Annotated in this window: 23 protein-coding genes; 10 read left to right on the top strand and 13 right to left on the bottom strand. The window is 66.2% G+C overall.

What is annotated here, in order from left to right:
- Nucleotides 1-48 precede the first annotated feature (48 nt).
- Nucleotides 49-1,629 carry an MFS transporter gene (locus HYG77_RS02930; protein ID WP_208961805.1) on the top strand — a complete coding sequence of 527 codons (1,581 nt, stop codon included), beginning with the start codon at nucleotides 49-51 and terminating at the stop codon, nucleotides 1,627-1,629.
- Here HYG77_RS02930 and treZ read toward each other — a convergent pair.
- The 5 genes from treZ to HYG77_RS02905 form a co-directional block, all read right to left on the bottom strand.
- Complete coding sequence (gene treZ / locus HYG77_RS02925; RefSeq protein ID WP_208961804.1) at nucleotides 1,581-3,329, bottom strand: malto-oligosyltrehalose trehalohydrolase; 1,749 nt, start codon at nucleotides 3,327-3,329, stop codon at nucleotides 1,581-1,583. The two genes, HYG77_RS02930 and treZ, sit on opposite strands and share 49 nt — an antisense overlap.
- A 90-nt stretch (nucleotides 3,330-3,419) precedes the next feature.
- Complete coding sequence (locus HYG77_RS02920) at nucleotides 3,420-4,766, bottom strand: permease prefix domain 1-containing protein (protein WP_208961803.1); 1,347 nt, start codon at nucleotides 4,764-4,766, stop codon at nucleotides 3,420-3,422.
- Nucleotides 4,766-5,128: a PadR family transcriptional regulator gene (locus HYG77_RS02915; RefSeq protein WP_208961802.1), complete on the bottom strand. Its 363-nt coding sequence runs from the start codon at nucleotides 5,126-5,128 to the stop codon at nucleotides 4,766-4,768. Before HYG77_RS02915 ends, HYG77_RS02920 begins: the two co-directional genes overlap by 1 nt.
- Nucleotides 5,129-5,195: 67 nt before the next feature.
- Nucleotides 5,196-5,618 (bottom strand): hypothetical protein, encoded by a 423-nt coding sequence (locus HYG77_RS02910; protein ID WP_109329315.1) that lies wholly within the window; start codon nucleotides 5,616-5,618, stop codon nucleotides 5,196-5,198.
- Between the two features lie 33 nt (nucleotides 5,619-5,651).
- Nucleotides 5,652-5,795, bottom strand: coding sequence for a hypothetical protein (locus tag HYG77_RS02905; RefSeq protein ID WP_204164920.1), 144 nt, complete (start codon nucleotides 5,793-5,795; stop codon nucleotides 5,652-5,654).
- 110 nt (nucleotides 5,796-5,905) lie between these two features.
- Between HYG77_RS02905 and HYG77_RS02900 the strand changes: the two genes are divergently transcribed.
- From HYG77_RS02900 to HYG77_RS02890, 3 genes are all read left to right on the top strand, one after another.
- Nucleotides 5,906-6,094 (top strand): DUF1918 domain-containing protein, encoded by a 189-nt coding sequence (locus HYG77_RS02900; protein WP_109329317.1) that lies wholly within the window; start codon nucleotides 5,906-5,908, stop codon nucleotides 6,092-6,094.
- Between the two features lie 81 nt (nucleotides 6,095-6,175).
- Nucleotides 6,176-6,811 carry a TetR/AcrR family transcriptional regulator gene (locus HYG77_RS02895; RefSeq protein WP_159921765.1) on the top strand — a complete coding sequence of 212 codons (636 nt, stop codon included), beginning with the start codon at nucleotides 6,176-6,178 and terminating at the stop codon, nucleotides 6,809-6,811.
- A gap of 119 nt (nucleotides 6,812-6,930) precedes the next feature.
- Nucleotides 6,931-7,278 (top strand): PLD nuclease N-terminal domain-containing protein, encoded by a 348-nt coding sequence (locus tag HYG77_RS02890; RefSeq protein WP_109335046.1) that lies wholly within the window; start codon nucleotides 6,931-6,933, stop codon nucleotides 7,276-7,278.
- 13 nt (nucleotides 7,279-7,291) lie between these two features.
- Here HYG77_RS02890 and HYG77_RS02885 read toward each other — a convergent pair whose 3' ends face one another.
- The 4 genes from HYG77_RS02885 to HYG77_RS02870 are packed head-to-tail and all read right to left on the bottom strand — an operon-like array spanning nucleotide 7,292 to nucleotide 14,273.
- Nucleotides 7,292-8,233 (bottom strand): NADP-dependent oxidoreductase, encoded by a 942-nt coding sequence (locus tag HYG77_RS02885; protein WP_208961801.1) that lies wholly within the window; start codon nucleotides 8,231-8,233, stop codon nucleotides 7,292-7,294.
- The gene (treY, locus tag HYG77_RS02880) at nucleotides 8,230-10,617 is read right to left on the bottom strand and encodes a malto-oligosyltrehalose synthase (RefSeq protein ID WP_208961800.1); all 2,388 of its coding nucleotides are present in this window, start codon (nucleotides 10,615-10,617) and stop codon (nucleotides 8,230-8,232) included. Before treY ends, HYG77_RS02885 begins: the two co-directional genes overlap by 4 nt.
- A gap of 12 nt (nucleotides 10,618-10,629) precedes the next feature.
- Entirely contained in the window at nucleotides 10,630-12,927 is a 2,298-nt protein-coding gene (gene glgX / locus HYG77_RS02875; protein WP_208961799.1) for a glycogen debranching protein GlgX, read from the bottom strand.
- 32 nt (nucleotides 12,928-12,959) lie between these two features.
- On the bottom strand, nucleotides 12,960-14,273 hold the full coding sequence (locus HYG77_RS02870; RefSeq protein ID WP_208961798.1) for an adenosylmethionine--8-amino-7-oxononanoate transaminase: 1,314 nt from the start codon (nucleotides 14,271-14,273) through the stop codon (nucleotides 12,960-12,962).
- Between the two features lie 77 nt (nucleotides 14,274-14,350).
- On the opposite strand from HYG77_RS02870, the gene HYG77_RS02865 reads away from it, so the two are divergent.
- Together HYG77_RS02865 and bioD are read left to right on the top strand one after the other, a co-directional pair.
- Nucleotides 14,351-15,493 (top strand): 8-amino-7-oxononanoate synthase, encoded by a 1,143-nt coding sequence (locus HYG77_RS02865; RefSeq protein WP_208961797.1) that lies wholly within the window; start codon nucleotides 14,351-14,353, stop codon nucleotides 15,491-15,493.
- Complete coding sequence (bioD, locus tag HYG77_RS02860; protein WP_109329330.1) at nucleotides 15,490-16,200, top strand: dethiobiotin synthase; 711 nt, start codon at nucleotides 15,490-15,492, stop codon at nucleotides 16,198-16,200. Before HYG77_RS02865 ends, bioD begins: the two co-directional genes overlap by 4 nt.
- A gap of 35 nt (nucleotides 16,201-16,235) precedes the next feature.
- On the opposite strand, the gene HYG77_RS02855 is transcribed toward bioD, so the two are convergent.
- Nucleotides 16,236-16,610, bottom strand: coding sequence for a VOC family protein (locus HYG77_RS02855; RefSeq protein ID WP_208963256.1), 375 nt, complete (start codon nucleotides 16,608-16,610; stop codon nucleotides 16,236-16,238).
- Between the two features lie 29 nt (nucleotides 16,611-16,639).
- A complete protein-coding gene (locus HYG77_RS02850) occupies nucleotides 16,640-17,026 on the bottom strand; it encodes a VOC family protein (RefSeq protein WP_208961796.1) in 387 nt (128 codons plus the stop codon).
- A gap of 173 nt (nucleotides 17,027-17,199) precedes the next feature.
- On the opposite strand from HYG77_RS02850, the gene HYG77_RS02845 reads away from it, so the two are divergent.
- The 4 genes from HYG77_RS02845 to HYG77_RS02830 are packed head-to-tail and all read left to right on the top strand — an operon-like array spanning nucleotide 17,200 to nucleotide 21,024.
- A complete protein-coding gene (locus HYG77_RS02845; RefSeq protein ID WP_109329332.1) occupies nucleotides 17,200-17,484 on the top strand; it encodes a hypothetical protein in 285 nt (94 codons plus the stop codon).
- Nucleotides 17,481-18,305: a hypothetical protein gene (locus HYG77_RS02840; RefSeq protein WP_208961795.1), complete on the top strand. Its 825-nt coding sequence runs from the start codon at nucleotides 17,481-17,483 to the stop codon at nucleotides 18,303-18,305. The genes HYG77_RS02845 and HYG77_RS02840 overlap by 4 nt, the downstream gene beginning before the upstream one ends.
- 36 nt (nucleotides 18,306-18,341) lie before the next feature.
- Nucleotides 18,342-20,273 (top strand): fumarate reductase/succinate dehydrogenase flavoprotein subunit, encoded by a 1,932-nt coding sequence (locus HYG77_RS02835; protein WP_208961794.1) that lies wholly within the window; start codon nucleotides 18,342-18,344, stop codon nucleotides 20,271-20,273.
- Between the two features lies 1 nt (nucleotide 20,274).
- Nucleotides 20,275-21,024 carry a succinate dehydrogenase/fumarate reductase iron-sulfur subunit gene (locus HYG77_RS02830; RefSeq protein ID WP_109329337.1) on the top strand — a complete coding sequence of 250 codons (750 nt, stop codon included), beginning with the start codon at nucleotides 20,275-20,277 and terminating at the stop codon, nucleotides 21,022-21,024.
- A 61-nt stretch (nucleotides 21,025-21,085) separates the two neighbouring features.
- Here HYG77_RS02830 and HYG77_RS02825 read toward each other — a convergent pair whose 3' ends face one another.
- Nucleotides 21,086-21,757: a sterol desaturase family protein gene (locus HYG77_RS02825; protein ID WP_208961793.1), complete on the bottom strand. Its 672-nt coding sequence runs from the start codon at nucleotides 21,755-21,757 to the stop codon at nucleotides 21,086-21,088.
- On the bottom strand, nucleotides 21,754-22,485 hold the full coding sequence (locus tag HYG77_RS02820) for a GntR family transcriptional regulator (protein ID WP_109329341.1): 732 nt from the start codon (nucleotides 22,483-22,485) through the stop codon (nucleotides 21,754-21,756). Before HYG77_RS02820 ends, HYG77_RS02825 begins: the two co-directional genes overlap by 4 nt.
- Nucleotides 22,486-22,533 lie beyond the last annotated feature (48 nt).

The raw sequence follows: 22,533 nt of genomic DNA, 5'->3' as shown, positions 1-22,533 counted from the left end.
ACGGTTTACCGACCGTGTCGGCCCTCCAAGGAAAGTCGTAGGAAAGAAATGTCTGTCTCCACGGATCGCGGGATCAACGACGCCTTCGGCGCGCCGGATCAGGCATCCGCGTCACGCCGAGACTGGCTCGGACTCGTCGTTCTGGCGTTTGCCGTACTTTTGATCGCCGTCGACGGCACGGTGCTCGATCTCGCTCTTCCCTTCATCAGTGCCGACCTCGAGCCGAGCAGCACCCAGCTGCTGTGGATCATCGATGTCTACTCCTTCGTGCTCGCCGGACTGCTCATCACGATGGGCACCCTCGGTGACCGCATCGGCCGACGGCGCCTACTGCTCGTGGGCGCTGCCGGTTTCGGTATCGCCTCGTTGATCGCGGCGTGGGCGCCGACCCCGGAGATGCTCATCGTCGCGCGGGTTCTGCAGGGAATCTCCGGTGCAACCCTCATGCCGGCGACTCTCGGGCTGATTCGGACGATCTTCGCCAACCCTCGCGAGCGCACACTGGCGATCGGTGTGTGGGGCGCGATGGCCGGCGGCGGAACCGCGGCCGGTCCTCTGATCGGGGGCTGGCTACTCGAACACTTCTGGTGGGGTTCGGTGTTCCTGATCAACCTCCCGGTGATGCTGGTCCTCATCGTCGCCGGACCACTCGTGATCCCCGAGTCGAAGGATCCGACACCGGGTCGCTTCGACCTGCTCAGCGCTGCGCTGTCGATGTCGACGATGCTGCCGCTCGTGTATGCGGTGAAGGAAACGGTGGTCCACGGGTTCGCGCCGGAACTCCTTGCGATCGGCCTGGTCGGCGCGGCGTCGGGCGTGGCATTCGTGCGCAGGCAGCGCGCGATGAAAGATCCGATGATCGACGTCGCGCTGTTCGCCAAGCCGGCCTTCTCGACGGCCGTGCTCACGAACCTACTGTCCATCTTCGCCCTGGCCGGCGTGCTGTTCTTCGGATCCCAGTATCTGCAGCTGGTGCTGGGTAACACGGCATTGCAATCGGGTGTGCTGATGCTCCCCGGCATGCTGCTCAGCGCTGTCACCGCGCTCGCCGCCGCCTGGATGGTGCGCCGGTGGTCGACGTCCCACGTCCTCGGTGGGGGCCTCGCGGTCGCCGGACTCGGTGCCGCGATGATGCTGACACTGAGTGTCGACGGTGCCCCGACGATGTTCGTCGTCGGCTTCGCCCTCGCCGGGGCCGGTGTCGGGATCGCCTTGACCCTGACATCCGACCTCGTCGTCAGTGCGGTCGAGCCCGAGCGGGCGGGCGCCGCCTCGGCCGTGTCCGAGACGGCGTACGAACTCGGTGTCGCACTGGGTGTCGCGGTCCTGGGCAGCGTGGTGATGGCCTTCTTCCGCGGCGGCCTCGACACATCGATGTTGGCACCGGAACGGGTGGACGCGGCCCGCGGCACGCTCGGTGCGGCGGTCGCAGAAGCCGAGCATCTACCCGATACGTCGCGATCGGTCTTTCTGGAGTCGGCGCAGTCGGCGTTCGTCGAGGGCATGCACGTGGCCGCAGGCGCCACCGCGCTGATTCTGTTCGCCACCGCGGTGCTCGTGCTCCGGATGCTGCGCGGCCGTCAGCACGAGGCGACAGTGCGCGAGGCATCGAGCACCACGAACGAGTGACCCGGCACGATCGTCGCCGACGCGGTCTCGTCCTGCTTCGGCGGCTCCCACCACAACACGGGGGAGCCGCCGACCGGCACGGTCACCGGGTCCGCTCCGAGATTGCACGCGAGTCGCAGCGCACCGCGATGCACCACGACCCAGCGTTCGTCCTCGTCGTAGTCGACGGTGAGGTCGTTCAGCCACGGGTCGGTCAGCTCGACGCGTTCACGTCGCAGGCGAAGCAACGCGCGGTAGCACTCGAGTAACCGGGCATGGGGTTCGCGCCCTCGTTCGTCCCAATTCAGCTTCGAGCGCTCGAAAGTGAGCGGGTCCTGCGGGTCCGGGACGTCTTCGGTACTCCAGCCGTGCTCGGCGAACTCGGCCTTGCGGCCTTCCGCGGTTGCCCGTGCCAGCTCGGGCTCCGGATGCGAGGTGAAGAACTGGAAGGGTGTACTCGCGCCCCACTCCTCGCCCATGAACAGCATCGGCGTGAACGGCGAGCACAACACGAGTGCCGCCTTCACGGCGAGCTGCCCCGAGTCGAGGTAGGCGCCCGGGCGGTCACCGATCGCCCGATTACCCACTTGATCATGTGTGCAGGTGTAGGTGACCAGCGAACTGGCCGGAATCTGCCGCGTGTCCAAACGACGCCCGTGGATGCGTCCGCGGAACGTCGAGTACGTCCCGGCGTGAAACCAGCCCTGCCGTATCGTTTCCGCCAGGCACGCGAGTGACCCGAAGTCACCGTAATAACCCTGCCGTTCACCCGACACCGCGGCATGGACGGCGTGATGCATGTCGTCGTCCCACTGCGCGTCGAGGCCGTACCCACCGGCAGAACGCGGAGTGATCAACTTCGGATCGTTGAGGTCGCTTTCGGCGATGAGGGTCAGTGGCCGACCCAGATGAGCAGAGAGGCGGCGCGTTTCGACAGCCAATTGTTCGAGAAGGTGGGTCGCGGTGTGGTCGACGAGGGCGTGGACCGCGTCGAGACGCAGCGCGTCGACATGAAACTCCTCGAACCAGCGGAGCGCGTTGTCGATGATGTAGCGCCGCACATGGTCGCTGCCGGGGCCGTCGAGGTTGATGCTGCGACCCCACGTGTTCGCGCCCTGCGCCAGGTAGGGGCCGTAGCGGTCGAGGTAGTTCCCCGACGGTCCCAGGTGGTTGTAGACCACATCGAGTATCACTCCGAGGCCGCGGGCGTGGCAGGCGTCGACCAGGGCCTGCAGGCCGTCGGGACCTCCGTAGGCCTCGTGCACGGTGTACCAGAGGACGCCGTCGTATCCCCAGTTGTGGATACCGTTGAAACCGTTGACGGGCATCACTTCCACGAAGTCGATCCCGAGTTCCACGAGGTGGTCGAGCTTGTCGACGGCCGCGGCGAAGGTTCCTTCGGGCGTGAAGGTTCCGATGTGAAGTTCATAAATCGAGGCCCCGGCGAGCTGGCGGCCGTGCCACTGCGAGTCCGTCCACGCGTCCCGGTCGACGGTGTGCAGCTGTGACGGTGCGTGCACGCCGTCGGGTTGGCGTGGCGAACGGGGGTCGGGGAGGGCGGTGTCGTCATCGTCGAGAAGGAAGGCGTACCGCGAATCGGGAGACGCGTCGACCTCCGCTCGCCACCAGCCGTCGGGCGAGGATGTCATGTCGTGACTTCGGCCGTCGACGTCCACGCGAACGGCGCCCGGAATCGGGGCCCATACCTCGAAAGTGTGCACCCGATAAGCATGCCTTGCCCTCGCGCGGCGTGCAGGGTTGTCGGCCCCGGCTGGTCAGACAGCTCTGCCGCCGACGCGACTGGGTGATGGTTACATGAAATCGAAGGCAGGGGGCACCGCAATCATGGCGAGAGCGGCCCACCCGCCGTACACGGGCAGATATCGGGTTTGCCAGCGCTCGACGGCGCCGAACCCGCACCGACCGCGGACGAAGCCGAAACCGAGTCGAGCGGACCACACCAGGTTGACCAACAACACCACGTTCAGTCCCAGCGCGGTCACTTTGTTCGGTGTGAAGCCGAATTCCGCGATGCGACTGAGCATGGCGGTCAGCATCAGCACGTCGACGGCGAGTGCGCTGACGACGAGGACGAGTTGCAGCTTGTCGAACAGGTCGGGAGGTGCCAGCGGATCACGTGCGGAGATCGCATACAACAGCAGGCCGAGCACGAGCACGAGAATGAGATCCATGAGGATGAGCAGATCTCGGTCGACGCCGACGACGCTGCGGGCAGCCGCGAACGCCGTCAGCAGAGCCAGCAACATGAGAATGGTGAGGGGTGTGAACACGCGAGTGAGCACAGGGGCGATGTTCTCGATGACGTCCTGCTTCGCCTCCACGAGCCAGCCCGCCACGAGAATCGCGCCGGCAATGCCGAACGGCAGGATCCACTGCTCGATGACCCACTCGACATCGAGGTCCAGGGAGGCGAATGCGCCGACCGTCAGGCCGATCAGCACTCCGCCACCGAGCGCAAGCAGGGCCATATAGACCACCCACTCGCCGGTGAACCGGACGAAGTCCATGCGGCGCCCTTGGGATCGCCAGTCGCCACCGACATAGGCCAGCCCGGCGACGAACCACAGCGCAATGGGCGCGTGGATCGCCGCGATCACTTCCGTCGACCCGTTGTCGACGAACGGAAAAAGATTCAGGACGAGTGCCGCGACCGCGAAGGGCACAGCGAGGACTGCGGCGCCGCGCACTGTCATCTTCCGTTTCCACGCGAAGTGTGCCGTCAGGAACGGCAGTACGAGGAGGCTGATGTTTCGGGCCAGGGCAAGTTCGGGCAGCCACTCCATTCCGGCCTTGACGGCCAGTCCCGCTCCGACGGCGAGGGCAAGGACGACGCTCAGTTCGCGTTTGGACGAAGTCGTTTCGGGCTCCGCGGTGGCCGGCATCAGCACGAGTTGCTTCCACAGCCGGTCGGAATGCTCGAGCGCGAACTCGCGGGAGATCGCGTCGAGGTTGCCCATACGTCCGACGGCGACGAGGAAGGCCTCGGCCGCCGTCAGCCCGACCGCGGACAGGTCCGAGACCTGATCGCGGAGGTGACCTTCCATTTCGTCGACATCGGCACTCGAGATCACGCGGTGGCCCCGAACGTAACCACGCCACTGGCCGATCTGCGACTCCAGCTCTGCGTCGGTATCCATCACGACCACCCCTCGGCGGCGGCCGGTGGAAGCTGAGCCGACTGCCACACTCGATGTAGGGCTTCCGCAACGACGGTCCACTGCATGCGCCGGTCGGCGAGCATGTCCCTGCCGGGATCGGTAATGGCGTAATGCTTACGCCGCCTGCCGTTGTCGGCCGTGCGCCAGGTTGCCGTGACGTACCCTGATCGCTCGAGGCGATGCAGGAGCGGGTACAGCATCCCGTCCGTCCACTGCATCCGCCCGCCCGACAACTCGTTGACGCGCTTGATGATGGCGTAACCGTAGGACTCACCGTCGGCGAGAATGCCGAGCACGAGCGGGGTGGCCGAGGCTGCCACCAAATCCTTGTCGATGAACATCCGAGCTCCATACCTAGTTCCTCTAGGGTTCGAAATTGACCCTAGCAGATCTAGGTATGAAGGGAGCTCACTGTTCTCCGGGTGATTCGATGCGATCGAGCAGCCACCGGGGTCCGACTGTGCCGGCCCCGAGCGCCTCGACCCGAGCGCGGAGTCCGCGATCTGCCGTCACCACCCTGACCGGCCGGTCGTTGTTCGTTTCGACCGCTTCAGCCACGATCCCCACGATCGCGTCATCACCGGATCCGTCTGCCCGCACCACCCGCAGGTGTTGCAAAGTCACCTTCGCCTCGTCGGCGACCGCGACTCGCGCCGCGCCTTCGAGCACGGCAATCACCTCGGGTGGTTCATCGAGGCGTTCCTGCCACCGGGTCAGCTTCACGAGCAATCGCCGGGCGGCACCGCCGCGATCACGCCACCAACCATCGGGCCTGGAACCGACGACGTTCGCGGCATCCACCACGATGAGAACGGATCTGGCATCGGTCATGAGCAACGGTTCGAGCGCGTCGGCACGGGGCGCTCAGTTCTTGCCGGAGTCTTCGACCTTCTCGATGATTTCGGCGCCGAGGACCGACAGCCGGTGTTCCTCGGCATCCTGCACGGTGCCGAAGTCGTGCTCTTCCAAGACGTTGTGGTCCTTGTCGAGGTATCGGTAGGTTGCCATGTCTCCACGATGGCACATCGAGTCTGCACATGCCGGTGAGTCAGCCCTTTCGCCGGCGGTCGCGAAGTAGCAAGCTTGAGGTGACGAGTCCAGTATCGCGAGGAGCAGTCATGCACGTAGCAGTGGGAGACCGGTTGCACGTCCAGGGCAGGGTTGTGGGAGCGCACGCGCACACCGCCGAAGTCGTGGAGGTACATGGGGAGAACGGCGAACCGCCCTACCTGGTCCGGTACGACGACGGTCACGAAGCGCTGGTGTTTCCAGGGCCCGACGCCTGGGTGGAACATCCGCAGTCGTAGGGCATCGACGCGTGGGTGGACCACGGTGACTCACCGCATTGGTTGCAGGGGCGCTGCTTCCAATGCGGTTAGCATGAGTTCGTGCTGGAACCGGTCAGAAGGACCTACAGTTCGCCGCTGCGCGCGGAGTCGGCGCGCCGCACCCGCGTCCTCGTCCGGGATGCTGCGGCCCGCCTGTTCGTGGACCGGGGCTATGTGAGCACCACGGTGCGCACGGTTGCCGAAGCAGCGGGAGTCGCAACGCGGACCGTGTTCACGGCGTTCCCGGGTGGGAAGGCCGAGCTGTTCCACGAGGCGCTCGCCGCCGCCATCGAGGGCGGCGACGACAGCATGCCGACGGTGTATGCGTCTGCCTCTCGCGACGGCGATCCGGTCGAGCGCATCCTCGACGAAGTGGTGGGGTACGGCGCTGACGTCCTCGAACGGGCCGGGACTCTCATGTTGACGTCGATCAAGAGTTCGGGCGCCGACGAGGACATGAGGCGATTCGCCGAGGAGGGCGCCCGAGCTTCCGCCGCGAACGCGATGACCCTTGCCGAAGGGCTTGCCGCGCACGACCTGCTGCGACCGGAGATCTCCGTGCAGCGAGCGGCGGACGTGCTCTTCACCGTCGTCTCACCCCAGGTGCATTCCATGCTTCGGCACGACTGCGGGTGGGACATCGACGAGTACCGCAACTGGGTCAAGGCGATGATCAGGGCAAGCCTGCTCCATTGACCCGGAACGCTCTGTGGTTTCATGGACACAGTAATCCATGGACACCGCCGTTTCACGACACGTCATTCCGTGGGACACCGCGCTCGGGATTCCCGGCGCGCTTCGGAGGGGGAATCTCGGTGCCGTACTTTGTCTTCGGTCTCGTCACTCTGCTGTTGTGGGTCTACTGCCTCGTCGACGTGATCACGCGGAACGAGTCGGATATTCGGCACTTGCCCAAGATGGTGTGGCTGCTGATCGTGCTGCTCCTGCCGACCGTCGGGTCGTTGGTCTGGTTGTTCGTGGGCCGCGGTGCAGGAGTCCGCAGATCGGGCACGACAGGCGGGTTCGGCGAGTACGAGCGCCCCGGCCGTCACGTGGCACAGAACCCGGACGACGACGAAGCGTTTCTCCGCCAGTGCCGCGAACGCGCCGAAGAGCAACGCCGTATCGCGCGACGTCGGAGGGAAGAGTCCGGCGAGCCCTGAGGCGGCGCAGCGGTTACGGAAGAAGGACGAACTTCCCCGCAGGATGGGGACCAGCGAGTTCGGTGTGAGCGCGTCCGGCCTCGGCCAGCCAGTATGTCCGGGCGACCCGCACCCTGAGGTCGCCGCGGTCCGCGAGATCGACGACCACCGATCGGAGGCGTCTTCGCACTCCTCGACTGGCGGGATTCTTGCCACCCACTCCGAGGAAGCCGGCGTCGACCGCACGCGGTACTGCCAGAGTCGTGACCATCCGGGACGGGTCGCGTACCGATGCGACGGACACGTCGACAGCCTCCTCGCCGCCGACCGTGTCGATGACGGCGTCCACGCCGTCCGGCGCGAGGACGCGGACGCGATCTGCAAGACCGTCTCCATAGGACACCGGGGTGGCGCCGAGCGACCGGACGTAGTCGTGATGGCCCGGCCGGGCTGTGCCGATCACCGTCGCGCCCCGGCCGCAGGCCACTTGGACGACGCACGACCCGACAGCGCCGGCCGCTCCGTGGACGAGAACCAGATCTCCCGAACCGACTTGGATGACGTCGAGTGTCTCGACTGCGGTCGTACCGGCCACCAGCAGCCCGGCGGCCTCGTTCCACGGCAGCGACGGCGGTTTGCGGACAACGGAATCGGCGCCGACGACGAGTCGATCCGCGTACGCCCCGTCGACCGGGTATGCGATCACTTCGTCACCGGGTGAGAGGGGTCCGTCCTGCCCCGTCGCATCCTCGCCGACCTCGACGATCACGCCGGCCGCCTCGGCACCGAGGTCCATCGGCAGGGAATCGGGATCGGTACCGAACGCGCCGCTGTACCGCTTGTAGTCGATGGGATTGACGCCGATCGCCCGGACTTCGATTGCGACCTCACCGCGCGCCGGCGGAACCGGGTCGACCTCCACGACAGTGAGGACCTCGGGTCCTCCGTAACCTCGGGCAATGACGCGTCGCGTCATGACCCTGGCAACTCGGCTACCGAAGTTCGGCTGAGCAGGGCCACCGGGTAGCGATCGAACAGGCTGGACAGCCGAACGTGGCCGGACTCTACGTCCTCGACGGTCAGCAGGTTCGTCCACGAACCCTCCGGTAACGTGAATCCGGTGTCGCCCCAGCCGCGTTCGCTGAGCCGGACGCTGTGCCGGGTCGCGAGAGCGATGACATCCTGGGCCGCACCGGATCGGCCTCGCGCGAAGCCGATCAGGTGGGCGGCCGCACTTCCCGAGGCGAACACCGGTGTGTACGTGTCGAAGCCTTCGGGACGTGTTCGGCGCAGCCTGAGTGCCGTACGAACAACGTGGAGCTTGGCTGCGCCGGTGGCGTCGACAGGAGGGAGGTCGAGTCCGTCGAGCGCGCGTCGGCGAACGTCGTAGTCCACCAGGCGCCGGTTGTCGGGGTCGACGAGCGAGTCTTCCCACAACTCGGTTCCCTGATAGACATCCGGGATCCCGGGTCCACAGAGCTGGAGCAGCTTCTGGCCCAGAGCGTCCGACCAACCGTGGGGTGCCAGCTGGGTGCAGATCGAACCGAGGGCGTTGCCGACGGCACCGTCGATCACCGTGTCCAGCCAGCGATGGAGATCGCGTTCGAATTCTTCGTCGACATCGTTCCAGGATGTGCGGGTGCCGGCTTCGCGGACCGCTTTCTCGGCGTAGGCGTGGATGCGATCGCGGAAGTCCGGAACGTCCGCGGCCGCCCGGCCGTCCACCGGCCAGACCCCGAACAGGTTCTGCCACAGAAACAATCCGAGGACCGGGTCGGGACTGGGGGCGATGCGTTCCCATTGTTCCACGCACTCGGCCCACAGGCTCGGCACCTGGGACAAGACACCGATACGTGCGCGGACATCCTCACCGCGCTTGGTGTCGTGGGTGGACAGGGTGGTCATCGCCCTCGGCCACCGCGTCGCCCGCCCGGCGAACGCCAGGTGGAACTCGGCGGGGGACACGCCCACCGTCGCGGGATCACCACCCACTTCCTGGAGCGAGACGAGGCGAGCGGTGCGATAGAACAGGCAGTCCTCGACGGATTTCGCCATGACCGCACCGCACACCTGGTGGAACCGCGTGGCCGCCTCACCCCCACGAATGAGGGCCGACGCCAAGGCCGCCAACGGCTCCGCCATGTGCGGCTCCTCGGCGACCACGCTCCCGATCACCCGGTGCGCCAGGCCGGCGAGGGGACTGTAGTCGGACCGGTACACGGGCATGGCCGCGACCACCGCGATGACCGCGTCTCGGACGTCCTCGACGACGTAGTCGCCGTCGGCTTCCCGAAGGATCGCCCGCACCAGCCGCCGGACCTCCGGAGCGAGCATCGTGCTCGCCACTTCACGCTTGATCTCGGGTTCACGCTGTCGAAGCCAGGCGCTGTCTCCCCGCTCTTCGGTCCGCGCCGCAGACAGCGCAGTCAGCGCGGGCGCCCCGGACGAATCGAGGAACACCCCACCCAGTTCGGCCAGCGCGTCGTATCCGGTGGTGCCGTCGATCGGCAGGTGATCGTCGAGTGGTTCCTCATGACCCAGGATCTTCTCGATCACGAGCCACCGATCCGGGCCGATCATGGCGCGGAGCCGGTCGAGGTAACCCGCCGGATCGGCCAGCCCGTCGGGATGGTCGATGCGCACACCGTCGACGAGGTCGTCCGCGATCCAGCTCTGCAGCTCGCGGTGTGAGGCGTCGAACACGCGTGGGTCCTCTTGCCGGATCCCGGCGAGATCACTGACCGCGAAGAACCGCCGGTAGCCGATGATTCCCGAGTTCCACGGGACCAGGCGATACGACTGCGCCTCGTGCACGGCCCGCGCGTCTTCCGAGTCGGTGCCCGGGGCGATCGGGAAGCGGTGTTCGTAGAACGCGAGCAACGGTTCTTCGCCTGTGCGGTCGATCGTGAGCGAGTCGAGGTCGGAGTCCGATCCCAGAACGGGGAGCGCCAGCTTCCCGTCCGCACCGTTGTCCGGCCGCCAGTCGATATCGAAGAAGTCGGCGTAGTCAGATCGCTGTCCGTGGGCGAGAACGTCCCACCACCAGGCATTCTCGCGGGGGTTGGCGACGCCCACGTGGTTGGGAACGAGATCGACGACGAGTCCCATTCCCCGCCGCCGTAGCTCCTCGGACAGGGCTGTGAGAGCCTCCCGACCACCGAGTGCCGGGGACACGGTCGTCACATCGGTCACGTCGTACCCGTGTGTCGAACCCTCGCTTGCGGTGAGGATCGGCGACAGGTAGACGTGCGAGACGCCGAGGTCGTCGAGATAGTCGGCGACCGCAGCGGCGTCCGTCAAAGTGAAGGCGTCGCCGCGCAACTGGAGCCGATAGGTCGCGGTAATCGTCGGATTCCCCATGCTTGCCCGGCCTCAGGCGGTCCGTCGCAGCACGACCAGCGAGCGCGCCTCGACCTCGAGCGGCTTCCCGGCCTCGATCACCGCATCGTTCGACCCCGTCGGCACCGCGGTGTCGAGCACCACGGTCCACTCGTTCGCGTAATCGGAGTTCGGCGTCGAGAACTCGATGGCCTCGTCGTGGGCGTTGAAACACATCAGGAACGAATCCCCGACGACCCGCTCGCCGCGATGATTGGGCTCCGGGATCCCCTCGCCGTTGAGGAACACGGCCAGCGACTTGCCGAACCCGCTGTCCCAGTCCGCCGGTGTCATCTCCTCACCGGACGGGGTGAGCCAGGCGATGTCCCGTGTCTGGTCCCCGCTGCGGATGGGGGTGCCATCGAAGAAACGTCGCCTGCGGAACACCGGGTTCTTGGCCCGCAGGTCGATCACTCGTTTGGTGAACTCGACGAGGTCGGCGTTGGTGTCGGCGAGCGACCAGTCCATCCACGACAATTCCGAATCCTGGCAGTACACATTGTTGTTGCCCTGCTGAGTCCGGCCCATCTCGTCGCCGTGCGCGATCATCGGAGTGCCCTGGCTGAGCATCAGGGTGGCCAGGATGTTGCGGCTCTGACGGCCACGGAGGTCGAGTACCTCGGGGTCGTCCGTCGGTCCCTCGACACCACAGTTCCACGAACGGTTGTGGCTTTCGCCGTCGTTGTTGTTCTCGCCGTTGGCCTCGTTGTGCTTCTCGTTGTAGGACACCAGGTCGCGCAAGGTGAATCCGTCGTGAGCGATGACGAAGTTGATGCTCGCACCGGGACGGCGGCCCGTCGCCTCGTAGAGGTCCGAGGAGCCGGTGAGGCGGGAGGCGAACTCGCCGAGGGTGGCGGGCTCCCCGCGCCAGTAGTCCCGAACCGTGTCACGGTACTTGCCGTTCCACTCGGTCCACAGTCCCGGAAAATTACCCACCTGGTAACCGCCCTCGCCGACGTCCCACGGCTCGGCGATGAGTTTCACCTGGCTGACGATCGGATCCTGCTGCACGAGGTCGAAGAAGGCGGACAGTCGATCGACGTCGTGCAGTTCCCGGGCCAGCGTGGACGCGAGGTCGAAACGGAAACCGTCGACGTGCATCTCGGTCACCCAGTAGCGCAGCGAATCCATGATCAGTTGCAGAGTGTGCGGATGGCGGGCGTTGAGGCTGTTGCCCGTTCCCGTGTAGTCCATGTAGTGCTCGGGGTCACCGTCGACGAGCCGGTAGTAGGCGGCGTTGTCGATGCCGCGGAAGCTGATCGTGGGGCCGAGATGGTTCCCCTCAGCCGTGTGGTTGTAGACGACGTCGAGAATCACCTCGATGCCGGCCTCGTGGAAAGCACGCACCATCGCCTTGAACTCGGACACCGCACCGCCGGGCTTCTCGGCGGACGAGTACCCCGTGTGGGGAGCGAGGAAACCGAAGGTGTTGTACCCCCAGTAGTTACGCAGACCTCTATCGAGCAGCGTCTGGTCGTGCATGAACTGGTGCACCGGCATCAATTCGATCGCGGTGACGCCGAGACCGACCAGATGATCGATGATCGCGGGATGGGCAAGACCGGCGTACGTGCCGCGGAGCTCCTCGGGCACATCGGGGTGCGTCGCGGTCATCCCCTTGACGTGGGCTTCGTAGATGACCGTCTCGTGATAGGGGCGTTTCGGCGCCCGGTCGGTGGCCCAGTCGAAGAACGGGTTGATCACAACGGTCGTCATGGTGTGACCCAGCGAATCGTGCCCGGGCAGGGGAGAACCGGGGTCGTCCTCGTTCTGCTCGGCGCCGCTCTGCTCATCGCTGCTCTGCGAGTCTTCGTCCCGGTCGCCGTCGGCCGCGGTAACGCCCTCGTCGGCGTCGGCGTCGGCGTCGGCGTCGGTGCCGGCTGCGGGGTCGGCGTCTTCCGCCGGCTCGGGCAGATCGATGTCGTACGAGAACAACGACCGATCCCCGTCGAACTCCCCGTCGAACGCCTTGCCGTACGGGTCGAGGAGCAATTTGCTGGGGTCGCAGCGATGGCCCGCCGCGGGATCCCACGGGCCGTGGATGCGATATCCGTACCGCTGTCCGGGTTCGACGGTCGGCAGATAGGCGTGCCAGACGTATCCGTCCACTTCGTCGAGACGCACCCTGGTCTCGGTTCCGTCCCGGGCGATGAGGCAGAGGTCGACCGCTTCCGCGACCTCGGAGAAGACCGCGAAATTCGTCCCTGCCCCGTCATAGGTGGCGCCCAGTGGGTAGGCCGTTCCGGGCCACACGGGGATGTGTGTGGTGCCGATCTCGTCACTCGCAGTCATGAGAAGAACATTAGCCCGCGGCGCCCGGGCGCTCAGCTCGAGGCGAGAGGGCTTCCGGCGCCGCGCGAGCTACTTGCCGCAGCTAGCATTCCGGCTGTGATGTTCCGCACGTCGTCCCCGGTGCACACGTAGGGAGGCATGGCGTAGATCAGGTTGCGGAACGGTCGAAGCCAGACCCCGGCGGCCACCGCGGCGTCGGTTGCCGCCTGCATGTCGACGGGGTCGGTGAGTTCGATGACGCCGATACCGCCGAGCACCCGCACATCCCGCACGCCGGGCAGGTCTCGGGCAGGAGCGAGGCCGGACTCGAGTCCGCGGTGCAGCGCCGCCACCTCGCCCCGCCAGTTGCGCGCGAGCAGCAATTCGACGGCGGCGACGGCGACAGCGCACGCGAGGGGATTGGCCATGAACGTGGGACCGTGCATCAGTCCACCGGCCTCCCCGGCGCTGATGGTCTCGGCCACCTCGGTGCTGCAGAGGGTGGCCCCGAGGGTGAGGTACCCGCCGGTGAGCGCCTTGCCGATACACATGACGTCCGGGCTGACACCCGCGTGATCGGCGGCGAACAGCTCACCGGTCCGGCCGAACCCTGTCGCGATCTCGTCGAAGACCAGCAAGAGTCCCTGCTCGTCGCAGATTCGTCGTAGTTCCGTCAGATAGCGGGAATCGTGGAAGCGCATACCGCCCGCACCCTGGACCACCGGCTCCACGATGACCGCCGCGAGCTCGTCGGCATGCGAGCGTGCGAGGCGCTCGAACTCGTCGACGTACTGCGGATCGAAGTCGCGTGGGGGCGGTCCTGCGAACACCTGCCGGGCGAGCACGTCCGTCCACAGCGAATGCATCCCGCCGTCGGGATCGCAGACGCTCATCGGGGCGAAGGTGTCACCGTGATAGCCGCCGCGCCAGGTCAGGAGCCGGTGCTTCTGCGGCTTGCCCCGGCTGCGCCAGTACTGCAGGCACATCTTCACGGCCACCTCGACCGACACCGAACCGGAGTCGGCGAGGAAGACCTTGTCGAGCCCGCCCGGCGTGATGTCGACGAGCAGCCGCGCCAGCCGCGCCGCAGGCTCGTGGGTGAGACCCCCGAACATGACGTGGCTCATCCGCCCCAGCTGCTCCGCGGCCGCGGCATCGAGAACGGGGTGGCGATAGCCGTGGACTGCCGCCCACCAGGAACTCATTCCGTCCACCAGTTCGCGCCCGTCCGCCAGGACGAGGCGTGTGCCCCTGGCCTCGGTCACGACCAGGGGGGTGGTGGAGGAGGGAAAGGCGCCGTAGGGATGCCACAGCAGCGAGGCGTCGAGGGACGTGATCTCTTCGGCGGACAGGCTGGGATGGGTCACGTTCGTGACCCTAGCCACTGGACGGAAAGGGGGCCCACCCGGGTTGAACACTGTTCAAGTCCCGTATCGTTCCGGAGGTGAGCAACGATCGCACCTTCTCCACGTGGCTCGACGACGTCGAGCATCGACGTCGCGCCGCCGGACTGCGCCGTGAGCTGCGTCCGCGGACGGCCGGAAGCGCACTCATCGACCTTGCCTCGAACGACTACCTGGGTCTCGTCCGTCATCCCGAGGTACTGCACGGAGCGATGACAGCTCTACGCAGATGGGGCGCGGGAGCGACGGGTTCTCGTCTGGTCACGGGATCGACCACCGAACACCAACTGCTGGAATCGGAACTCGCCGAGTTCGTGGGCGCAGAGGCCGGCTTGGTGTTCTCGTCCGGCTACACCGCCAACCTCGGGGCTGTGACCGCGCTGTCGGGGGCAGGGTCGTTGATCGTCAGTGACGCGGGCAGCCACGCCTCCCTCGTCGACGCCTGCCGGCTTTCCCGCGCCCGCGTCGTCGTCGCGCCGCACTCGGACATCGAGTTCCTCCGAGCCGCGCTGGCCACCCGGTCTGAAGAACGCGCCCTCGTCGTCACCGATTCGGTCTTCAGCGCTGACGGCGATCTGGCACCGCTCGTCGCGATGCACCAGGTGTGTCGCGACACCGGCGCCGTCCTCGTGGTCGACGAGGCCCACGGTGTCGGTGTGCGCGGCGAGGGCGGGCGGGGGCTGGTCCACGAGGTTGGGCTCGCAGGTGAACCGGACATCGTGATCACTGCGACACTGTCGAAGTCCCTCGCCAGCCAGGGCGGTGCAGTCCTCGCCTCCGAGAAGGTGCGCGCCCATCTGATTGACGCCGCCCGCACCTTCATCTTCGACACCGGCCTGGCGCCCGCCGCGGTAGGAGCCGCGAGGGCGGCGCTGTCGGTGCTGACACGCGAACCGCACCGCGCGGCTGCCGTGCTCGACCGCGCGCGAGACCTCGCGCGTTTCACCGGCGCCGCGACTCCGGAATCGGCCGTGGTGTCCGTGATCCTCGGTGATCCTCAGCGCGCGGTCGACGCGGCAGCCGCATGCCGGGAGCTGGGTGTGCATGTCGCGTGCTTCCGGCCGCCGTCGGTGCCGGAGGGCACGTCGCGACTGCGGCTCACTGCCCGGGCGACATTGGACGAAGAGGAATTGGCGCTGATCGAGACGGTGCTCACCAGCGTGGTGGCGGGAGCCTCGGCATGAGTGTGCTCATGGTGACGGGAACGTCGACCGATGTGGGTAAGACCGTCGTCACCGCCGCACTCGCTGCGACGGCTCAGGCCGCGGGCCGTTCCGTCGCCGTATGCAAACCGGCGCAGACGGGCGTCGCCCCGGGAGAACCGGGTGACCTCGCCGAGGTGACCCGGCTGTCCGGTGTCACCGCGGTGCGGGAACTCGCGCGTTATCCCGAGCCGCTCGCCCCCGACACCGCGGCCCGGCGGAGCGGTATGCCGCTGCTGCACTGCGCCGACGTAGTGGCGGCGGTCCGGGCGCTCGATGCCGGGCACGACCTCGTCCTCGTCGAAGGTGCCGGTGGTCTGCTGGTCCGGATGGGGGAGGCCGGGTTCACGCTCGTCGACGTTGCGCGTGCGCTCGATGCGCCGGTCGTCGTGGTCGCGGCCGCCGGGCTCGGCACCCTCAATCACACCGAACTGACCATCCGGGCCATCACCGGAGCCGGGCTGTCCTGCGCCGGCACGATCATCGGGTCGTGGCCCGATCACCCCGGGCTCGCCGAGCGCTGCAACCTCGTCGACCTGCCCGTCGTGACCGGAAGCGGCGTGGTCGGCAGTGTGCCCGCGGGTAGTGGCAGCCTCGACGCGGAGACGTTCTCCGCAGCAGCACCGGGATGGTTCGACAGCGGTTGGCGGACGTCGGTGCTCACCGGAGACTGGCTGACGGGACACTGATCGGGCGCACCGGCGAGCGATGCCGTGGTGCCGGGTCAGGACTCGGACAGCACCGACAATATGTTCCCGGCGGGGTCGGTGAACCAGGCGATGTCGGGGCCGTTGCCGCGCATGATCCCCTTGTCGTCCTGCTCGAAACCGTCGTACCGCAGGAAGTGCACCCCGCGTTCGGTCAGGGCGTCGACCGTCTTGTCGACGTCGTCGACGGCGAAGTTCGCGATGGTGTACGTCGCTGGTGTGTGGTCGGGTTTCGGGTAGATCAGCACCACTGGTCCGTTCGGCAGATGCAGTCCCAGTAAGCCCATCTCCTCTTCGGTCACCTCGAGTCCCAAGGTGGTGGTGTAGAAGGACTCGGCGGCGGCAATGTCGTTCACCGCGAATCCACTGAATCCTCGCGACTGGGCCAACACGTCGGTTCGCCCGCTTTCCTGTCGAGTGGTCATGACATCTCCGCTCGCGCACGCTCGCTGAGCTCGATGATCTGTACGTAGTTACCGTCCGGGTCGATCGCGGTGCCGAACCAGCTGCCGTCGCGATCTTCGAGGGGCGACAACCACGTGACACCCAGGTCGTCGAGACGCCCGGCGGCGGCGCGCGCATCGGCGACCTCCACGTTGAGCAGGATGCGTCCGGGTTCGGGGTTCGTGTCGCCGACATCCTCGCGGCGGTCGATCATGATGTAGAAACCGTCGAAGTCGAGTACGTCGTACCCCGGCTCGCCGGGCGTGCGATCAACCTTCGGTGAGAAGGCTGCGGCATACCAGTCCCGCAGTCGCTCAGGATGTGTGCTGGCGAGCAAGATGCTGCCGATGGCTGCGTCGGCCATGATTTCCTCCAGATGTTCGAGAGTGCGGTTGCCTTTCCGAAGGTATGGACTCGTGTGATCGCGGAAAGTCATCGCGGTGGGACTCGCCGGGCCGAAAAGCCGCCCGTATCCGGCGGGATGTCGGTAGTGTGATACGCGTCACGGGTTCATCCGTCTGGGTTGGGAGGGGTCCAATGTCGACCTCCGAAATGCTCGAATTGAATCGCACGATCAACCACCTCCGGCGGTGCGTCGGGTCGTTGCGTTCGATGTACGGCGACGCTGCACAGGTACGCCGGCTCAGTAACGATCTCGAGCGCCTCGAGATCGACGCCCAGGAACTCGACACGTCGCCGCCGCATGTCACGCGCCGCGAACCCGTCGAGCGGATCAAGATCCCCGACGTCCCCTATGACGCCTCGATGTGGGCGGGTGTCGACGACGAAGGTCTCGGCGGCTGCCACTACGAGCGCGGATGAGCGCGCCACCGAAAAATTCCGAAAATCTGGGTGTTGCGTCCCCGAGGCGTGCCCGAATCGCGGAACGGACACTACGCACCGACCGGTGGTGGCAGGCGCCGCTGCTGACCGCGCTCGGACTCGCGGCGTTCGTGATCTACGCGTCGATTCGTTCGTGGGTACGGACCGCCTACTTCACCGAGGAATACCACTACCTGACGCCGTTCTACTCACCCTGCCTGAGTGATTCGTGTGTGCCCGGGTCGAGTGACTTCGGAACTCCGATCGGCGAATTGCCGATGATCATTCCGCTCGGGTTCCTCGTGTTGCCCTTCCTCCTAGGGTTCCGGCTCACGTGCTACTACTACCGCAAGGCGTATTACCGCTCGATCTGGTTCTCGCCCCCGGCGTGTGCCGTGGCCGAACCCCACCGAACCTATACCGGTGAGACACGCCTTCCCCTGATCGTCCAGAACGTCCACCGATACTTCTTCTACGTCGCGGTGATCGTCTCGCTGATCAACACCTACGACGCCATCCGCGCGTTCCACGGTGCGGACGGGGGTTTCGGCATCGGGCTGGGCACACTCATCCTGGTCGGCAACGTCATCCTGCTCTGGGCGTACACCGTGTCCTGCCATTCATGCCGGCACGTCGTCGGCGGGCGGCTCACCCACTTCTCGAAGCACCCCGTCCGCTACTGGTTGTGGACCCAGGTGAGCAAGCTCAACGCGCGCCACATGCAGCTGGCCTGGACCACCCTCGCCACGCTGATGATCACGGACTTCTACGTGATGCTCGTGTCCAGTGGGACTCTGTCGGACTTGCGACTGATCAACTGACCGCGCATAGAAGCCGCCGAACACGAGGGGAGTGGAATGACGGAAGTCGAACGGCACCGGTACGACGTCGTGGTGATCGGTGCGGGTGGCGCCGGACTGCGAGCGGTCATCGAGGCACGCGAGCAAGGCCTGTCCGTCGCCGTCGTCTGTAAATCACTGTTCGGCAAGGCGCACACCGTGATGGCGGAGGGTGGCTGCGCGGCCGCGATGGGCAACGCGAACGACAAGGACACCTGGCAGACCCACTTCCAGGACACGATGCGTGGGGGGAAGTTCCTCAACAACTGGCGGATGGCCGAACTGCATGCGCGTGAGGCGCCCGACCGAGTCTGGGAACTCGAGACCTACGGGGCGTTGTTCGACCGCACCCCGGACGGGCGGATCAGCCAGCGCAACTTCGGGGGTCATACGTATCCGCGGCTGGCGCACGTCGGTGACCGCACCGGTCTCGAACTGATCCGGACGATGCAACAGAGGATCGTGTCGCTGCAGCAGGAAGATTTCGCCGCCACCGGCGACTACGAGGCGCGGGTCAAGATTTTCGCCGAATGCACCATCTCGGAACTGGTCAAGGATGGCGACCGCATCTCGGGTGCGTTCGGGTATTGGCGGGAAAGCGGCCGATTCATCCTCTTCGAGGCTCCTGCCGTGGTGATGGCGACAGGGGGGATCGGTAAGTCGTTCAAGGTCACCTCCAACTCCTGGGAGTACACCGGCGACGGACACGCTCTCGCACTGCGTGCGGGGGCCAACCTCATCAACATGGAATTCGTCCAATTCCACCCGACCGGAATGGTGTGGCCGCCGAGTGTCAAAGGCATCCTCGTCACAGAAGGCGTGCGCGGCGACGGCGGGGTCCTCAAGAACGCCGAGGGTGAACGGTTCATGTTCAGCTACATTCCCCCGGTCTTCAAGGGCCAGTACGCGGAGACGGAGGAGGAGGCCGACGGCTGGTACAAGGACTCCGACAACAATCGCCGTACCCCCGATCTGCTGCCCCGCGACGAGGTCGCGCGAGCCATCAATTCCGAAGTCAAAGCCGGGCGGCAGACACCGCACGGCGGTGTGTATCTCGACATCGCCTCCCGGATGCCCGCCGACGAGATCGTGCGCCGGCTCCCGTCGATGTACCACCAGTTCAAGGAACTCGCGGACGTCGACATCACCAAGGAACAGATGGAAGTCGGCCCCACCTGCCATTACGTCATGGGAGGCATCGAGGTCGACCCCGACAGCGGCGCGGCCAGTGTTCCGGGTCTCTTCGCGGCGGGGGAGTGCTCGGGCGGAATGCACGGGTCCAATCGACTCGGCGGAAATTCGCTCTCCGACCTCCTCGTCTTCGGACGTCGCGCCGGGCTGGGCGCCGCGACGTACGTGTCTTCGCTGACGGACCGGCCAACCGTGTCGGACGAAGCCGTCGATGCGGCCGCACGAATGTTGCTGTCGCCGTTCGACTCCGGGCAGGAGGGGGAAGCGGTCGAGAATCCGTATACCCTGCACACCGAGTTGCAACAGAATATGAACGACCTCGTGGGCATCATTCGCAAGGCCGACGAAATCGAGCGCGCGCTCGACAAGCTCGCCGATATCAAGAGCCGGATCGGTGCCGTCGTCGTGGAAGGGCACCGTCAGTTCAATCCCGGATGGCACCTTGCCGTCGACCTGCGCAACATGGTCCTCGTCAGCGAGTGCGTGGCGCGGGCGGCATTGACCCGCACCGAAAGTCGAGGTGGGCACACCCGGGACGACCACCCCGCCATGGATGCGCAATGGCGCAACACCCTGCTCGTCTGCAGTGTGGACGGCGACATGGCATCCCATCCCGATGCCGTGATCCCCGACGTGGTGGTCACGCGGGAGCAGCAGGAGCCGATGCGAGCAGACCTGCTGGAACTCTTCGAGGCCGACGAACTCGCCAAGTACTACACCGACGCGGAACTCGCCGGGCATCCCGGGAGAAAGGCCTGACATGGGGTACGACGCACAGTTCCGGGTCTGGCGCGGTGACGTCGACGGGGGCGCCCTGCAGGACTACTCGATTCCCGTCAACGAAGGCGAGGTGGTCCTCGACATCATCCACCGACTCCAGGCCACCCAGGCACCCGATCTTGCTGTCCGCTGGAACTGCAAGGCAGGTAAGTGCGGGTCGTGTTCGGCCGAGGTGAACGGTCGCCCCCGGTTGCTCTGCATGACGAGAATGTCCACCTTCACCCAGGACGAGGTGGTGACGGTAACGCCGCTGCGGACCTTCCCGGTGATCCGCGACCTCGTCACCGACGTGTCGTACAACTACCTGAAGGCACGAGAAGTTCCGTCGTTCACGCCTCCTCCCGGACTGGCGCCGGGTGAGTACCGGATGAAGCAGATCGACGTGGAACGGTCTCAGGAATTCCGTAAGTGCATCGAGTGCTTTCTGTGCCAGAACACCTGCCACGTCGTGCGCGATCACGAGGACAACAAGGCGGCGTTCTCGGGTCCGCGATACTTCATTCGCGTCGCGGAACTCGAAATGCACCCACTCGATACTGCTGACCGCCGCAATGCGTCCCAGGACGAGTTCGGACTCGGTCTGTGCAACATCACCAAGTGCTGCACCGAGGTGTGTCCCGAGGGAATCAAGATCACGGACAACGCCATCATCCCGATGAAGGAACGGGTGGTCGATCATCGATACGACCCGCTGGTGTGGTTGGGTAACAAGCTCTTTCGCCGGGGTTAGCGCCTCCCGGCCCCGTGAGTACTTATTAACATCCCGAGGTTGACAAGTACTCACAGGGGCGTCAGCGCACGGCGTGGAGGCTGCGAGCGGTCGGCGACTTCTCCACCGACTCGGGGTCGGGCGCGGTGCCGAGTAGACGGTCCGCCGTTCCTGTGGTGGTCACCGTGAACCAGTAGTGCTCGTTCTTGTAGTGATGGTGCCGGTGACTGCGCCAGATCGCCCGATAGAACCGGGATTTCGGCTTGTAATCGCTGTGGATCAGATAGTGCGTCCACTCGTACATCACGCCCAGAGCGCTCAGTGTGACGAGGAACGTCAGCCCCAGGCCGAGGCGCGGGAAAGCCAGCACGGACAGACCGGCGAGAACCGGAATGAGCCACGTCAGGGTCTGCCAGGGGATGAAGACCAAAGGCACGTCCCGGGGATCGACGTGGTGCTCGCGATGCTTACGGGCAAGCAGTGAGTCGACGGTCAGACCCAGGATTCTGCGGGGCTTCCAGTGCAGGATGCAGACGTGAATGCCCCATTCGGCGAACGGGAACAGCGCCAGCATCACCACCGGCAGGACGGCATCGCTCAGGTGCCAGTCGCCCACTACCAGTCGGGCCGCGACGGCGACCGCCAGCATGCCGCCGACCATCCACGGGGACGGGTGGCGCCGGAATTGATCGGCGGCCTCACGCAGGGTGAGTGACCGACGTCGGCGGCGATCTGCCGAAGAGTGTGTCGTCATGAGTGCTGCTCCTGTTGTTGGAGTTGGTCGATGGCGGTGGTCACCGCAGCAGTCCCGAGGTCGAGAAGAGTGGCGGCGACACCGGTGGCGATGTCCTCGTCGTGCGCGGCGACGGCTTCGGCGAGAGCGCGATAGAGGTCGGATCTCCCGACCTCGGCAACCATGACGCCGGCCATGGCCGTCATGGTCGGCTCATAGGCGTTGCGCAGGCTGTTGAAGATGAGCCGGAAGGCGATCGAATCGGCCGCGTCGACCACCCTCTCCCAGAATGTGAGGGCGTGCACCTGTTGCGAGACCGGATCGCTCGCGGCCGCCAGGGTCTCGGCCGCGTTCTGCACTGCGGCCGCCGCGTCGGGTGTCGCCCTGCTCGCGGCGAGTCGGGCCACCTGCGTGCCGATCATCCGGCGTGCCTCGAGGACGCTCCGCACGACCGGCCATTCGGGTTGTCCGTTCCGGATCAGCAGCTGCGACAGCAGTTCGGGCCCACCGTGCTGCCGAAAGTCGCGCACCGACGTCGCATCGCCCTGACGAACTTCGACGAGGCCGGCCTGCGCGAGCTTCTGGATCGCTTCGCGCACGGCCGGCCGGGACACGCCGAACGCCTCGGCGAGTCGCCGCTCGCTGGGCAGCGATTCGCCTGCGGCGAGGTCCCCGCCCAACACGCGTGCGGTGATCTGGTCGAAAACCTCGGTGGATGCGGACTTCCGCGCGATCGGCTCGAACATCATGCAGTCACGGTAAAGCGGACATAGGTAAGAGGTCAAGTGGTAAGACCA

Source organism: Rhodococcus sp. ZPP (assembly GCF_017656075.1).
GTDB lineage: Bacteria > Actinomycetota > Actinomycetes > Mycobacteriales > Mycobacteriaceae > Rhodococcus_F > Rhodococcus_F oxybenzonivorans.
Note: the sequence above shows the minus strand (reverse complement) of the source record. Positions and strands in the feature narration are given on the sequence as shown.

Coding starts and splice junctions, on each gene's coding strand:
- HYG77_RS02900 (WP_109329317.1), top strand. CDS start 5,906: ATGCACGTAGCAGTGGGAGACCGGTTGCACGTCCAGGGCAGGGTTGTG.
- HYG77_RS02910 (WP_109329315.1), bottom strand. CDS start 5,618: ATGACCGATGCCAGATCCGTTCTCATCGTGGTGGATGCCGCGAACGTC.
- HYG77_RS02850 (WP_208961796.1), bottom strand. CDS start 17,026: ATGGCCGACGCAGCCATCGGCAGCATCTTGCTCGCCAGCACACATCCT.
- HYG77_RS02840 (WP_208961795.1), top strand. CDS start 17,481: ATGAGCGCGCCACCGAAAAATTCCGAAAATCTGGGTGTTGCGTCCCCG.
- HYG77_RS02845 (WP_109329332.1), top strand. CDS start 17,200: ATGTCGACCTCCGAAATGCTCGAATTGAATCGCACGATCAACCACCTC.
- HYG77_RS02905 (WP_204164920.1), bottom strand. CDS start 5,795: ATGGCAACCTACCGATACCTCGACAAGGACCACAACGTCTTGGAAGAG.
- bioD (WP_109329330.1), top strand. CDS start 15,490: ATGAGTGTGCTCATGGTGACGGGAACGTCGACCGATGTGGGTAAGACC.
- HYG77_RS02825 (WP_208961793.1), bottom strand. CDS start 21,757: ATGACGACACACTCTTCGGCAGATCGCCGCCGACGTCGGTCACTCACC.
- HYG77_RS02930 (WP_208961805.1), top strand. CDS start 49: ATGTCTGTCTCCACGGATCGCGGGATCAACGACGCCTTCGGCGCGCCG.
- treY (WP_208961800.1), bottom strand. CDS start 10,617: ATGGGGAATCCGACGATTACCGCGACCTATCGGCTCCAGTTGCGCGGC.
- HYG77_RS02915 (WP_208961802.1), bottom strand. CDS start 5,128: ATGTTCATCGACAAGGATTTGGTGGCAGCCTCGGCCACCCCGCTCGTG.
- HYG77_RS02835 (WP_208961794.1), top strand. CDS start 18,342: ATGACGGAAGTCGAACGGCACCGGTACGACGTCGTGGTGATCGGTGCG.
- HYG77_RS02830 (WP_109329337.1), top strand. CDS start 20,275: ATGGGGTACGACGCACAGTTCCGGGTCTGGCGCGGTGACGTCGACGGG.
- glgX (WP_208961799.1), bottom strand. CDS start 12,927: ATGACTGCGAGTGACGAGATCGGCACCACACACATCCCCGTGTGGCCC.
- HYG77_RS02885 (WP_208961801.1), bottom strand. CDS start 8,233: ATGACGCGACGCGTCATTGCCCGAGGTTACGGAGGACCCGAGGTCCTC.
- HYG77_RS02920 (WP_208961803.1), bottom strand. CDS start 4,766: ATGGATACCGACGCAGAGCTGGAGTCGCAGATCGGCCAGTGGCGTGGT.
- HYG77_RS02820 (WP_109329341.1), bottom strand. CDS start 22,485: ATGATGTTCGAGCCGATCGCGCGGAAGTCCGCATCCACCGAGGTTTTC.